8 protein-coding genes are annotated in these 14,268 nt (G+C 69.4%); 3 read left to right on the forward strand and 5 right to left on the reverse strand.

Annotation, left to right across the window (positions count from 1 at the left end):
• Positions 1-272 precede the first annotated feature (272 nt).
• Positions 273-1,781, reverse strand: a complete 1,509-nt coding sequence (locus DL991_RS40400; protein WP_125789619.1) for a glutamate synthase subunit beta — start codon at positions 1,779-1,781, stop codon at positions 273-275.
• Complete coding sequence (gltB, locus tag DL991_RS40405; RefSeq protein WP_125789620.1) at positions 1,774-6,342, reverse strand: glutamate synthase large subunit; 4,569 nt, start codon at positions 6,340-6,342, stop codon at positions 1,774-1,776. The genes DL991_RS40400 and gltB overlap by 8 nt, the downstream gene beginning before the upstream one ends.
• Before the next feature lie 392 nt (positions 6,343-6,734).
• Between gltB and DL991_RS40410 the strand changes: the two genes are divergently transcribed.
• The 3 genes from DL991_RS40410 (at position 6,735) to DL991_RS40420 (ending at position 10,426) form a co-directional block, all read left to right on the forward strand.
• Complete coding sequence (locus DL991_RS40410) at positions 6,735-8,498, forward strand: hypothetical protein (RefSeq protein WP_125789621.1); 1,764 nt, start codon at positions 6,735-6,737, stop codon at positions 8,496-8,498.
• A 66-nt stretch (positions 8,499-8,564) separates the two neighbouring features.
• Positions 8,565-9,350, forward strand: coding sequence for an SDR family oxidoreductase (locus DL991_RS40415; RefSeq protein ID WP_125789622.1), 786 nt, complete (start codon positions 8,565-8,567; stop codon positions 9,348-9,350).
• 11 nt (positions 9,351-9,361) lie between these two features.
• Positions 9,362-10,426 carry a diacylglycerol kinase gene (locus DL991_RS40420; protein ID WP_125789623.1) on the forward strand — a complete coding sequence of 355 codons (1,065 nt, stop codon included), beginning with the start codon at positions 9,362-9,364 and terminating at the stop codon, positions 10,424-10,426.
• A 390-nt stretch (positions 10,427-10,816) separates the two neighbouring features.
• Here the strand turns inward: DL991_RS40420 and lgt are convergent, their stop codons facing one another.
• Genes lgt through DL991_RS40435 form a run of 3 tightly spaced genes read right to left on the reverse strand, consistent with a single transcriptional unit; the run spans position 10,817 to position 14,177 of the window.
• Positions 10,817-11,839 (reverse strand): prolipoprotein diacylglyceryl transferase, encoded by a 1,023-nt coding sequence (gene lgt / locus DL991_RS40425; protein ID WP_199754285.1) that lies wholly within the window; start codon positions 11,837-11,839, stop codon positions 10,817-10,819.
• Positions 11,840-11,868: 29 nt separating this feature from the next.
• The gene (locus DL991_RS40430) at positions 11,869-13,038 is read right to left on the reverse strand and encodes a M20 family metallopeptidase (RefSeq protein ID WP_199746570.1); all 1,170 of its coding nucleotides are present in this window, start codon (positions 13,036-13,038) and stop codon (positions 11,869-11,871) included.
• Positions 13,035-14,177 carry an amidohydrolase family protein gene (locus DL991_RS40435; RefSeq protein WP_125789625.1) on the reverse strand — a complete coding sequence of 381 codons (1,143 nt, stop codon included), beginning with the start codon at positions 14,175-14,177 and terminating at the stop codon, positions 13,035-13,037. Before DL991_RS40435 ends, DL991_RS40430 begins: the two co-directional genes overlap by 4 nt.
• Positions 14,178-14,268: the final 91 nt, after the last annotated feature.

A 14,268-nucleotide genomic window follows, 5' to 3' on the forward strand; every position in this document is an offset into this window, starting at 1 on the left:
TCTCGCGTGTTCAGAGACGTAACTCGCGTGTTCAGACTCCGCACTCCCGAGTTACGTTCCCAGGCCGCCGAGGTCACAGCCGTCCCACTGTCACCAGGGATCACATCCGACGGTAGCGAAAGACTCCTTCACTACCGTCAAAGTAGGCAACGAGGCCTCACTACCAGGAGAACGCCTACGCGGGAGCGACACCGACCCCGCGCCACAACACGTTCGACTTACCCCTCAAGAGAACCGTCCTTACCACTCACGAGCCCCGACGCTGTCCGGGCTCAGACCACCGCGAGCGGCAGCGCCGTCGGGTGCACCGGAGCGGGCAGGTCCGACGCGCCGGTGAGGTAGGCGTCCACCGCGCTCGCCACCGAGCGCCCCTCGGCGATGGCCCACACCACCAGCGAGGCACCGCGGTGCGCGTCGCCGCAGACGAACACGCCGGGCGAGGAGGTCTGCCAGTCCACGCCGCACGAGAGCGTGCCGCGTTTGGTCAGCGACAGCCCGAGCCCGTCGAGCAGCGGCATGTGCTCGACACCCTCGAATCCGATCGCGAGCAGCACGAGGTCGGCGGGCAGTTCCTCGACCTCGTCGTTGACCGGGGTCACCATGCGCTTGCCGGTCTCGGGGTCCTTGACCACGCGGACCTGCCGGATCTCGACCGCGCGCACGTTGCCGTCGTCGTCTCCGATGAACCGGGTGACCGCGACGGCGAACTTGCGCTCGCCCGCCTCTTCGTGCGCGGGGTACGTGCGCAGGATGTACGGCCAGGTCGGCCATGGCGACCGCTCGTCGTCCCTTGTGGACGGTGGCGTCGGGTACTGGTCCAGCTGGGTCACCGAAAGCGCGCCCTGACGGGTCGCGGTGCCGTACGAGTCGGCCCCGGTGTCACCGCCGCCGATGATGACCACGTGCTTGCCTGCCGCGTCCACCGCCGACGGGCCGTCGCCCTCGACGTACTTGTTGGCCGGGACCAGATGTTCCATCGCCAGGTGGATCCCGGACAGCTCGCGACCGGGCGTGGTCGTGTCGTCGCGGCCGCGCAGCGCGCCCACGGCGAGCACCACCGCGTCGTAGCCCGCGCGGAGTTCCTCGACGGTCAGATCGACGCCGACCTCGCAGCCGGTGACGAACTTCGTGCCCTCCTTGCGGAGTTGCGCGAGCCGCCGGTCAAGGACCTTCTTCTCCATCTTGAACTCGGGGATGCCGTACCGCAGCAGGCCGCCGAGCCGGTCGTCCCGTTCGTAGACGGTCACCTCGTGGCCGGCACGGGTCAGCTGCTGCGCGGCGGCGAGCCCAGCCGGGCCGGAGCCGACGACCGCGACCCGCTGACCCGACGAGACCTCCGAGATCTGCGGCTGCACGTAGCCCGCTTCCCAGGACTGGTCGGCGATCGTCTGCTCGACGCGTTTGATCGCCACCGGGCCGCCGGACAGCGGCGAGACCGACAGGACACAGCCCGCCTCGCACGGCGCGGGACACAGCTTCCCGGTGAACTCGGGGAAGTTGTTGGTCGCGTGGAGCCGGTCGCTCGCCGCGGCCCAGTCGCCGCGGCGCACCAGGTCGTTCCACTCCGGGATCAGGTTGCCCAGCGGGCAGCCGGAACCACTGGAATGACAGAACGGGATGCCGCAGTCCATGCACCGCGTCGCCTGTTCGCGCACCTGTTCGTTGCGCTCGGCGGGCTCCACGTCGGCGTACACCTCGCCCCAGGTGGCGAGACGGTCCTCTTTGGACTTCTTCTTCGGCTCTTCACGTTCGTATTTCAGGAAACCCGTCGGATCAGCCACGAGCGGCCTCCATGATCGCTTCGTCGACGTCGCGGCCCGCGGCACGCGCCGCCTTCGCCGCGTCAAGGACACGCTGGTAGTCGCGGGGCATCACCTTGGTGAACGCCGCCGAGCGACGGGGCCAGTCGCCGAGCAGCGACGCGGCCACGGCCGAACGTGTGAGGTCGTAGTGCTTCTGCACGGTCTTCTTGAGCCAGGCGAGATCTTCCGAGGACGGGGCCAGCAGGTCGACCATTTCCTCGTTGACCTTGCCCCGGTCGAGGTCGAGCACGTAGGCCTCGCCGCCGGACATCCCCGCCGCGAGGTTGCGCCCGGTCGGGCCGAGCACCACGGCCTGCCCGCCGGTCATGTACTCGAAGGCGTGGTCGCCGACGCCCTCGGCGACGACCACGGCACCGGAGTTGCGCACGCAGAACCGTTCGCCGACCTGGCCGCGCAGGAACATCTCGCCGCCGGTGGCGCCGTAAGCGAGAGTGTTCCCGGCGATGGTCTGGCCTTCGGCGGCGAACTTCGCGTCCGGATGCGGGCGCACGATGATCCGCCCGCCGGAAAGGCCCTTGCCGACGTAGTCGTTCGCGTCGCCGACCATGTCGAGCGTGATGCCGCGCGGCACGAACGCCCCGAGCGACTGTCCGGCGGAACCGGTCAGCATCACGTGGATCGTGTCCTCCGGCAGGCCCTCACCGCCGTAGCGGCGGGTGATCTCGGAGCCGAGCAGCGTGCCGACGGTCCGGTTCACGTTCCGCACCGGCAGTTCGAGCCGCACCGGATGCGCGTCCTCCAGCGCCGCCTCGGCGAGCTGGATCAGCGTCCGGTCGAGCGCGTGCTCCAGGCCGTGATCCTGCGTCCGCGTGCGCCGCTTCGCCCCGCCGTAAGGAGTCTCGGTCGGCATCTCGAAGATCGGCGAGAGGTCGAGGCCGGAGGCCTTCCAGTGCTCGATCGCGTCGTCGGTGTTCAGCATCTCGGCGTGCCCGATCGCCTCGTCGAGGGTGCGGAAACCCAGTGCCGCCAACGTTTCCCGGACTTCTTCGGCGACGAAGCGGAAGTAGTTGACGACGTGGTCGGCCTGGCCGGTGTACCGCTTGCGCAACTCCGGGCTCTGGGTCGCGACGCCGACCGGGCAGGTGTCGAGGTGGCAGACGCGCATCATGACGCAGCCTTCGACGATCAGCGGCGCCGTCGCGAAGCCGTACTCCTCCGCGCCGAGCAGCGCGGCGATGACGACGTCCTTGCCGGTCTTCATCGCGCCGTCGACCTGCACGGTGATCCGGTCGCGCAAACCGTTGAGCAGCAACGTCTGCTGCGTCTCGGCGAGCCCGATCTCCCACGGTGTCCCCGCGTGTTTGAGCGAGTTCATCGGGGAGGCGCCGGTACCGCCGTCGTGGCCGGAGATCAGCACGACGTCGGCGTGCGCCTTCGACACACCCGCCGCGACCGTGCCGACGCCGAGCGAGGAAACCAGCTTCACGTGGATGCGGGCGTTCTCGTTGGCGTTCTTGAGATCGTGGATCAGCTGGGCGAGATCCTCGATCGAGTAGATGTCGTGGTGCGGCGGCGGCGAGATCAGCCCGACGCCGGGCGTCGAGTGCCGCGTGCGCGCGATCCACGGGTAGACCTTGTTCGGCGGCAACTGCCCGCCCTCACCCGGCTTCGCGCCCTGCGCCATCTTGATCTGGATGTCGTCGGCGTTGACAAGGTACTCGCTCGTGACACCGAACCGGCCGCTCGCGACCTGCTTGATCGCGCTGCGCCGCGCCGGATCGTAGAGCCGCTCGGGGTCTTCCCCGCCCTCACCGGTGTTGGAGCGGCCGCCGATGCGGTTCATCGCGATGGCGAGCGTTTCGTGTGCCTCGGCCGAAATCGAGCCGTAGGACATCGCGCCGGTGTTGAAACGTTTGAAGATCGCCTCGACGGGCTCGACCTCGTCCAGCGGGACGGGTTCGCGGGTACCCGCGCGGAAAGAGAACAGCCCGCGCAGCGCGCCGCCCTCGCGGTAGAGACGGTGCACCTCGTCGGAATACTGCTTGTACACCTCTTCCCGGCCGGTCTTCGTCGCGTGCTGCAACAGGAAGACGGTCTCGGGGGTGAACAGGTGCAGCTCGCCCTCGCGGCGGTACGCGTACTCGCCGCCGGTCTCGAGTCCGCGGTGGACCCGGTCGGTCGGGTTGTCCGGGTACGCGCGGCGATGACGGACGGCGACCTCTTCGGCAAGCACGCTCAGGCCGACACCGCCGAGCTTCGACGACGTCCCGGTGAAGTACTCGTCGAGAAGATCCTGGGCGAGGCCGAAGGATTCGAAGACCTGCGCCGCGGTGTACGCGCCGACGGTCGAGATGCCCATCTTGGACATGATCTTCAGGACGCCCTTCACGAGCGCCTTGACGTAGTTGCGGAGCGCGGTGACGGGCTCGATCCCGGTGATGCCGCCGGTCGAGATCATGTCCTCGATGGTCTCGAAGGCCAGGTACGGGTTCACCGCGGCGGCGCCGTATCCGAGCAGCAACGCGATGTGGTGGACCTCGCGGGCATCGCCGGTCTCGACGACCAACGCGACGCGGAGCCTTTCCTTGGTGCGCACCAGATGATGGTGGACCGCGGAGACCAGCAGCAGCGACGGGATCGGCGCCATGCGATGGTCGGAGTCACGGTCGGACAGCACGAGCGTGCGCGCGCCCGCCGCGATCGCTTCGGAGGCCTCACGCCGGACCCGTTCGATCGCGGACGCCAGCGCGTCGGCCCCACCGTCCACTTCGTACAGTCCGGAAAGGACACTGCACGCGAAGCCGGGGAGGTCGCCGTCGTCGTTGATGTGGATCAGCTTGGCGAGTTCGTCGTTGTCGATCACCGGATACGGCAGCTGCACGTGACGGCAGGAGGCCGGACCGGGGGCGAGCAGGTTCCGCTCGGGGCCCATGATCCGGCTCATCGAGGTGACGAGCTCTTCGCGGATCGCGTCCAGCGGCGGGTTGGTGACCTGCGCGAAGTTCTGCTTGAAGTAGTCGTAGAGCAGCCGCGAACGCTGCGACAGCACGGCGGGCGGGGTGTCGGATCCCATCGAACCGATCGGCTCGGCCGCCTTGACCACCATCGGCGCGAGCAGGATCTTCAGCTCTTCTTCGGTGTAGCCGAAGGAAAGCTGGCGCCGCAGCACGGAATCGTGGCTCTGCACGATGTGGTCACGGTCGGGCAGGTCGGCGATCTGCAGCAGGCCGGCGTGCAGCCAGCCCTCGTACGGGAGTTGCTTCGCCAGCTCCGACTTGACCTCTTCGTCGTCGACGATCCGGCCCGCCTCGGTGTCCACCAGGAACATGCGGCCGGGCTTGAGACGCCCCTTGGCCACGACGTCCTCGGGGGCCACGTCGAGCACCCCGGCCTCGCTGGCCAGGACGACACGGTCGTCGGCGGTGCGCCACCAGCGGGCGGGACGCAGGCCGTTGCGGTCGAGCACCGCGCCGACGAGCGTGCCGTCGGTGAAGGTGACGCAGGCCGGTCCGTCCCACGGCTCCATGAGGCTCGCGTGGAACCGGTAGAACGCACGACGCTGTGCGTCCATCCCGGTGTGGTTCTCCCACGCCTCGGGGATCATCATCAGCACCGCGTGCGGCAGCGACCGCCCGCCGAGGTGCAGCAGCTCCAGCACCTCGTCGAACGAGGCGGAGTCCGACGCGTCGGCCGAGCAGATCGGGTACAGCCTGGTCAGATCGCCGGGGATGAGGTCCGATTCGAGTAGCGCCTCACGGGCGCGCATGCGGTTGCGGTTGCCCCGGATGGTGTTGATCTCGCCGTTGTGCGCGACGAACCGGAACGGATGCGCCAGCGGCCACGACGGGAAGGTGTTGGTGGAGAACCGGGAGTGCACGAGCGCGATCGCGCTGGTGAGCCGGGTGTCGGTCAGGTCGGCGAAGAAGAGCGGGAGCTGCTCGGGGGTCAGCATTCCCTTGTAGACGATGGTCCGCGAGGACAGCGACGGGAAGTAGGTGCCGCAGCCCGCGGTCACGCTCTCGTTCTCGACGCGTTTGCGGAGACAGAAGGCGAGGCGGTCCAGTTCGAGGCCGCCGGGGTGTCGGCCGCCGGTCTCGTGGGCGGCGACGAACAGCATCGTGAAATGCGGCATCACCGAACGCGCCGTCGGGCCGATGTCGGCACGATCGGCGTCCACCGGGACCTCGCGCCAGCCGAGGACGTCGAGGCCCTCTTCGGTGGCGATCCGCTCGATCAGGGCGACGGCCTTGTTCCGCTCCTCGCCGTCCGAGGGCAGGAAACCGATCCCGGTCGCGTAGGTCTGGTGACCGTCGGCGTCCGCCTCGGGCAGGATGAAGTCCACTTCCGCGCGCAGCAGCTCGTCGGGGAGCTGCACCAGGATGCCCGCGCCGTCGCCGCTGGTCGGCTCCGCGCCGGCGGCACCACGGTGGTCGAGGTTCGTCAGCGCGGACAGGCCGTCGGTGACGATGCCGTGCGAGCGCCGCCCGCGGACGTCGGCCACCATGGCCACACCGCAGGAGTCCTGTTCGGATTCGGGATCGTAAAGGCCCTGTTTGCCTGGAATGGCGGAGAAGATCATGAAGGGACCTCCTTCGTCGTCTGTGCTCAGCGGCCGGACGGGGCCGGCCGGGGGAATGCGCACGGGACGACGATGGCCCGTTCGTTAGCGCGACTTTAACACCTGTGAAACACGTCGGCATCAGTTCGGTGGGCGCGAAAGCCCCTCGATGGGTAACGATATGGACGCCCGGAACGACACAGTTCCTGATGAGGTCACAGTAGTTCGTTCCGCTAAGTATATGTCTTGTTCCGGGATGTCACGAGACGCGGTGACGCGACCCTAGTCACTCCGGACGGCTTCCGCACGCTGGAGCCCGGCTGAGCCGTCCGGCCCAATTCCGCCCGTCGCGGTAACTTGCCCGCCCCCTTGATCGACAAGCCGGTGGAATCATCACTTCACCAGGGGGATCGTTGATCAAAATCGCTCGAAGACCCGTCCTGCTCGGAGCCGCCACAGTGGCGTTCTCCGCACTGCTCACGGCCATGCCCGCATCGGCCACCACCGAGACCTCCGAGTCGTCTCAGGGTGTCCACACAGACGTGTCGTCGCCGACGAAGACCTTCACCACCACCGGGAAGGACGTTCCGGTGGGCGCGTGGCAGGACCGCGGGTTCCACGCTTCGAAGGCGTACTTCACCTTCGACCTACGCCCGTACCGGGGCGCCGTTGTCGGACACGCGGAGGCCTACGCGACCGAGACCGCCGCCAACGACTGCGCCAAGCCGCGCGCGACCGAAATGTGGGTCACCGACCCGGCGACGGCACCGACCTGGTTGCGTCAGCCGAAGGAACGCGTCAAGCTCCCAGGGCCCGGCGCACCGGCAGGCTGCCTGAGTGACCGCGTCGAATGGGACGCGACGCAGGCCGTCTCGGCCGCGCTCGCCGCGGGCGCGGAGTCGGTGACCTTCACCCTGCGGATGCCGGACGATCGCCGGTTCGACCCGTCCTACGGCAGGCGCGTCGCGAACCGTCTACAGCTCCACCTCGACTACAACCGGCCTCCGTCGGCCCCGGCGAACCTGATGGTCGGCCACCGACCCTGCGGCACGGACCCGGTTTACACGCCGGACAACCCCGTCCAGATCACCGGCGTAGTGGACGATCCGGACCGGTCCCCGGTCGCCGCCAAGGTGACGATCTGGCCCGCCGACGATCCCGCGAACCGGCGGGAACTGGGTCCGGACTCCGCCACCACGGCACCGCACCACGCCTTGTTCCGGCTCCCTGCCGATTTCGTCACCGACGGCCGCGTGTACCAATGGACGATGCAGGGTGTCGACAGTGTCGACAGTGGGCTGACCGGCCCCGCCAGTGCGCCCTGTTCCTTCATCGCGGACCGGGTGGCCCCCTCCACCGGACCGGTCGTGACGTCCACGGACTACCCGAACGACGGCGCGCCCCACGGCTTCGTGGGGGTCCCCGGCAAGTTCACGATCGACGCCAAGGGCGATCAGGACGTCATCGGCTTCGCCACCGGCAACGGTTACGTCCCGGCGGACCGCCCCGGCGGCGTGGCCACCGTCCAGTACACGCCGGCGGAGCCGTTCGACGCCTTCAGGGTGTGGCCGGTCGACCGGGCGAGCAACTTCGGCCCGGGCACGCACTACGGCTTCTCGGCCCGGTCTTCGAAGCCGGGTGTCCGATTCGATGTCGTCGACGTCAACGCGGGCGAACCGGTGCGGCTCGACTTCACCCCCGGCGCGATGCCCGGCGTCGTCGAGTACGTCTACAACTTCGGCGCGGCCGGTGATGTCGTCGTTCCCGCCGGACCGGACGGCGCGGCGACGGTCACGGTCACCCCGGCCCGGCCTTGGGCCTCTCTGACCGTTTCGGGCCGGACCCGTGAAGGCTGGACGTCCGAGCGCTGGGACGGAATGGTGGAACTCGGGAACGGCACACCGACCGTCTCCAGCTCCACGTATCCGGCGGACCGGCCGGGCGGCGGCGTCGGCGTGCCCGGCGACTTCACCTTCACGTCGACGCGGCCGGGCGTCACGGGCTTCGTGTACACAGTGGACTACGGCGAGTCCGTCCCGGTACTCGCGCAGAACGGGACGGCGACGATTTCGCTCACTCCGGACAAGGCCGGCTACCACAACATCGAGGTGACCTCGACCAACGCGGACGGCAGTGCCAGCACTCCGCGACGGCACGTGTTCATCGTGAACGGCTAGCTCGCGTCGGGCCCTCTTCCCGGCGAAGCAGGGCTCGACACACTAGAACGTGTTACAGTTCCGCGCATGATCCTGGACCGTTTCCGGCTCACCGACCAGGTCGCCGTGGTCACCGGCGCCGGCCGCGGGATCGGCGCGGCGACGGCCGTGGCGCTCGCCGAAGCCGGCGCCGACGTAGTGATCTCGTCCCGCACCGAAACCCAGCTCGACGACGTCGCGGCCCTGGTCGCCGCCACCGGCCGACGCGCCCACGTGGTGCCCGCCGACCTGAGCGACCCGGCCGCCGCGGGCGAACTGGCGAGGATCGCGACGGCGGAGTTCGGGCGGCTCGACCTGGTGGTCAACAACGTCGGTGGCACTTATCCCCGGCCACTGCTGGAAACCACCGCCGAGTTCCTCGAAGAAGCCTTTCGCTTCAACGTCTCCACCGCGCACGCGCTGACCGTCGCGGCGGCACCGTCCTTACTGGAGTCGGGCGGATCGGTCGTCAACATCTCGTCGGTCATGGGCCGCGTGACCGGCCGGGGCTTCGCCGCGTACGGGACGGCGAAGGCCGCGCTGGCGCACTACACCCGCCTCGCGGCGGCCGACCTCGCGCCGAAGGTGCGGGTGAACGGGATCTCGGTCGGCTCGGTGGCCACCTCCGCGCTCGAAGTGGTGGTGGGCAACGACGAACTCCGTGGCCGGATGGAGGCCGCCACTCCCCTGCGCCGGATCGGCGAGGCCGAGGACATCGCGGCCACCGTCGTGTTCCTGGCGTCGCGGGCGGGCCGGTACGTCACCGGCAAGATCATCGAAGTCGATGGTGGATTGCAGGCCCCGAACCTGGAACTGGGCTTGCCCGATCTGTAGGAGGCGACGCCGTGCGCGTGGTCCAGTGGAGTACCGGGAACGTCGGCCGCCACGCGCTGGCCGGGATCGACGCCCGCCCCGACCTCGAACTCGCCGGGGTCTGGGTCTCGAGCGAGGACAAGGCCGGCGTGGACGCCGGGGAGCTGGCCGGACTCGGCCGCCCGCTCGGCGTCTCCGCGACGACCGACGCGGACGCGCTCATCGCGCTGAAGCCGGACTGTGTCGTCTACACGGCGATGGCCGACGACCGGCTCGTAGAGGCCGTCGAGGACCTGAAACGGTTCCTGCGCGCGGGGATCAACGTGGTGTCCAGCAGCCCGGTGTTCCTCCAGTACCCCGAAGGCGTCGTCCCCCCGGAGATGATCGAGCCGATCCGGGAGGCAGCCCGCGAAGGCGGCGCTTCGCTGTGGGTCAACGGTGTCGACCCAGGTTTCGCCAACGACTGGCTACCGCTCGTGCTCACCGGCGTGTGCGAACGGATCGACGAGGTGCGCTGCCTGGAGATCCTCGACTACTCCACGTACGACAACGGCAAGGTTCTGTTCGACATCATGGGCTTCGGCCGCGAGATGGACGACCTGCCGCTGTTGTTGCAGCCCGGCGTGCTGTCGCTGGCCTGGGGCAGTGTCGTGCGGCAGCTCGCGGCGGGACTCGACGTCGAACTCGACTCCGTCGAGGAGGTCTACGACCGACTTCCGGCCCCGGAGACGTTCGAGATCGCTTCGGGGACGATCAAAGAGGGGACTGCGGCGGCGCTGCGGTTCGAAGTGCGCGGCATGCGCGGCGGGCGGGCGGTGTGCGTGCTGGAGCACGTCACGCGCCTGCGCGGCGACCTCGGGCCGGACTGGCCGCAGCCGACCGGGCAGGGCTGCTACCGCGTCCAGGTGACCGGAGAGCCGAACTACGTGCTGGACCTGCGCCTGGTCGGCACCGACGGCGACCACAACACGGCCGGGCTGAAGGCGACCGCGATGCGGCTGGTGAACGCGATCCCGGCGGTGGTGGCGGCTCCGCCGGGGCTGCTGACGGCGCTGGACCTGCCCTTGGTGACGGGACGGGGCCTGGTCTCCCCCTGACGTGCTGGGCCGTGAGGTCCGTGAAGGAGGCCTTCACGGCCTTGGGGGCTGGGGGGGGCTGGTCGGGCGAGGCGTGAAGGTCGAGCTTCCTCGGCCGAGCCGAGGGAAGGGGGCCTTCACGCGCGGCCCCTGTGAAAGCTGGGGCTGTTGAGGCGCTTGAGGTGATCGTGAGGTCCGTGAAGGCCTCCTTGAGAGACTCTGGGTCCCTCAAGGAGGCCTTCACGGACTTGAGTCCGTGGATGCCATGAAGGAGCCTTTCCTTGCAAAATTTGCAAGGAAAGGCTCCTTCATAGCGCTTGCGACAGGGCCGGGAAGTACGTGAAGGCCCCCTTCACAGCGCTAGACGCAATGAAGGGGGCCTTCACGTACTTCGACGGCGAGAGCGGAGCGCTACTTCTCCGCCTCGGGCTTCGGATCCTCGGTCGCCTTGTCGGCGGCCGAGTCCCGGACGGTGTCCGGAGCCGCGGCCACGTCGGCATGTTCTTCGGAAGGCTCCGGAGAAGCCTCTTCCCGTGGCACGTCCTTGCTCCACAGCGTTTCCGGCGCCTCCCTCGGCCCTCGCTTGGCGGCCAGGACGAAGTACGCGACCGCCGCGACGAACAGCAGGATCGAGGTCCACACGTTCACCCGCAGGCCGAGGATGTGGTTCGCGGTGTCGGTCCGCATCATCTCGATCCAGAACCGGCCGGCGGTGTACCCGGCGACGTAGAGCGCGAACACACGGCCGTGGCCGAGGCGGAACTTCTTGTCCGCCCAGATGATCAGCAGCGCGACGCCGAGGTTCCAGATCAGTTCGTAGAGGAACGTCGGGTGCACCGGGCTGTCCGGCAGCGGGACGTGCCCGATCGCGATGCCGTTCAGGAAGTCGTCCGGGTTGGTCGGGTTGTAGCGCTGGTAGATCTCCAGTCCCCACGGCAGGTCGGTGTGCGCGCCGTAGAGTTCCTGGTTGAAGTAGTTGCCGAGCCGCCCGATGGCCTGTGCGATCACGATCCCGGGCGCGAGCGCGTCGGCCATCGCGGGCAGCGGGATGCCCCGTCGGCGGCAGGCGATCAGCGCGCCGACGGCGCCGAGCGCGATGGCGCCCCAGATGCCGAGGCCGCCGTCCCAGATCTTCAGCGCGTTGATCGGGTTCTTGCCCTCGCCGAAGTACAGCTGGTTGTCGGTGATGACGTGGTACAACCGCCCGCCGACCAGGCCGAACGGCACGGCGAAGACGGCGACGTCGATGACGGTGCCCTTCGTGCCGCCGCGGTTCACCCAGCGCCGCTCGCCCAGCCAGATCGCCACGATGATGCCGGCGATGATGCAGAGCGCGTAGGCACGGATCGGGACCGGCCCGATATGCCAGACGCCCTGGTCGGGACTGGGGATGGTCGCGAGGAACGCTGCCGAGGCGGTATTCACGTCGGCCACCGTAGCGCTTCATCGACTTCTTGGGGGCGTCAGCCCTCGACGGCGGCCAAATAGCCCGCGATCAGCGCGGACGCGACGTGGCCGACCGCGGTGTCCGGCGGCAGGAACAGTTCGTCGTGCAGGCTCGGCGCGCCCGCGGTGTCGCCGAGGCCGACGAACATCATCAACCCGCGCGTCGTCCCGCAGTAGTGCGCGAAGTCGTCGGCGCCGAACGACCGGAAATCGGTGTCGACGCCCGCCCCGGCCCGGACGAGCCGACGGTGCGCGTGCTGGGTGAGCCCGGCGTCGTTGTGCAGTACGGGTTCGCACGGGCTGATTTCGAGCTCCGCCCGGCAACCGTGTGCCTTCGCGGTGCCGTGGACGACCTCGGCGAGCCCCTCCAGCGCGAGATCGCGGTCGTCGGTGCGCATCAGCCGCAGCGAACCGGACAGGCGGGCCTCGTTCGGCACGACGTTCGCGGTCGCCCCCGCCGCGATCCGGCCGACCGAGCAGACCGCGCCGAACACCGGGTCGACCCGGCGGCTCGCGAGCTGCTGCAGGCTCACCACGATCTGGCTGAGCGCGAGGATCGGATCCCGCAGGAGGTGCGGGTATCCGGCGTGCCCGCCCTGGCCGCGGACGACGACCTCGAACTCGTCGGTGGAGGCGTTGACCGGCCCCGGCACCACCGACACCACTCCCGCCGCGAGCCGGGGCTGGACGTGCGCGCCGATGACGGCCTCGACGCCGTACTCGGTGAGCACGCCGGATTCGACGATGTCCAGCGCGCCGGACGGCGACGTCTCCTCACGCGGCTGCAGGAGCGCCAGCAGCGGCCGAGGTACCCCGACGACGGCCGCCGCGCGGCAAGTGGCGACGAGCGCGGCCATGTGCACGTCGTGCCCGCACGCGTGCATCAACGGCGTCTCCGAAGCCCACGGGACCCCGGTGCGCTCGGTGACCGGCAGCGCGTCCAGTTCGGTACGCAGCGCCACGGCCGGTCCCGGCCCGGTGCCCGGGAACAGCACCGCGCGTCCGGTCTTGGCGACCCGGACTCCTTCATCGGCACCGAGCGCCTCGACGAGCATCCGTGCGGTGTCTTCTTCGTCCCCCGACGCGCGGGGATCGGCGTGCACCCGGTGCCGCAGCTCGATCGCGGAGGGCAGCTCCGCCTCGACGGCGGCCTCCCAGCGGTCCTGCAGTTCGTCCAGTTCCGTCATGTCCCCTCCAGCCCGTAAACCCGTTCGGCGTTGCGGTGCCCCACCAGCGCCGCTATCCGATGCGCGTCCACTTCGGACAGTACGTCCGCGGCGAGCCCCGCGTACAGGAAATCCGACAGTCCCTGCCGGAACAGCGCGGTGCCGAGGTGGTACAGCTCGGCCAGCCCGAACGCGTCCGTGGAGAACAGCAGCTTCCCGAACGGCACGATCTCCATTGTCTCCGCGATGATCGCGGGCGCACGATGACCGGCGTTGTGCGTCGCGAGTCCCACGTCGATGAACACGTGCTCGAACACCTGCGCCAGATACGCGGCGTTCCGGTGGAAGGGATAGTTGTGCAGCAGCATGATCGGCACCCCGCGTGACCGGGTGGCCCGCAGCAGCCCGGTGAGCAGCAGCGGATCGCAGCGGTGCAGGTCGACATCGGAGTCGCCGAAGCCCACGTGGAACTGGATCGGCAGGGCCAGGTCGACGCCGGTCCAGATCAGGAACCGGTGCAGCACCTCGTCCGCGAGCCGGACCGGTTCGCCCGCCTCGATCCGCGCGAGCCAGCGGCCGGCCGCTTCGGCGACTTCGGTGTCCGTCGGCCGCTCCCCCGACAGGTCGAGGCCGACCCGGTAGGCGGCGATGGACTTGAACCCGACGGCCGTCGTGGCGCGTTTCGCCAGTTCCCCGGCGAAGGCCGAGGCGAATCCGGCCGCGGTGGTGGATCCGATCACCGCTTCGGCGACCTGTTCGAGCCGGACGATGTCCCGCGCGCGGGCGCCGGACAGGGCCGCGAACTGCTCGGTCGTGGTCAGCGTGTCCGGCAGGAAGCCGCCGTCGAGCAGGAATTCGGTCGTGCCGGTGGCGCGCAGGAACCGCGCGTTGACCTCGGTGGCGCCCAGTTCGGCGCGGCGGGCCAGATAGACCTCGGCCGGGACGTGCGGCGGCAGGTCGAGCACGGGCGCGCAGCGGGCCCGGACCGCGAGCCCGATCAGCGAGTCGAACAACGTCGTGCCCAGCGACGAGACGGTGTCGGCCTCGGTGAGCAGTTGTTCGAACTCGATCCGGCCGAGATCGCCGGTGACGACGCCGTGGCAGTGGTGGTCCACCAGCGTCGTCCGGGCGACGAACGGCAGGATCGGGGTTCCCGGCATGAGCGCGTCCCTTCTCGTGGTCGGCGAGTGCGGCCCCACCCTATGACCGGATCCGGGCGTGGCAAGGGGCCCGGAATGGGACCAGGATGAG

Source organism: Amycolatopsis sp. WAC 01375 (genome assembly GCF_003947325.1).
Classification (GTDB): domain Bacteria; phylum Actinomycetota; class Actinomycetes; order Mycobacteriales; family Pseudonocardiaceae; genus Amycolatopsis.

Bases quoted from the DNA above. Each gene is read 5' to 3' on its own strand.
- DL991_RS40415 (WP_125789622.1), top strand. From the start codon at position 8,565: ATGATCCTGGACCGTTTCCGGCTCACCGACCAGGTCGCCGTGGTCACC.
- DL991_RS40430 (WP_199746570.1), bottom strand. From the start codon at position 13,038: ATGACGGAACTGGACGAACTGCAGGACCGCTGGGAGGCCGCCGTCGAG.
- gltB (WP_125789620.1), bottom strand. From the start codon at position 6,342: ATGATCTTCTCCGCCATTCCAGGCAAACAGGGCCTTTACGATCCCGAA.
- DL991_RS40435 (WP_125789625.1), bottom strand. From the start codon at position 14,177: ATGCCGGGAACCCCGATCCTGCCGTTCGTCGCCCGGACGACGCTGGTG.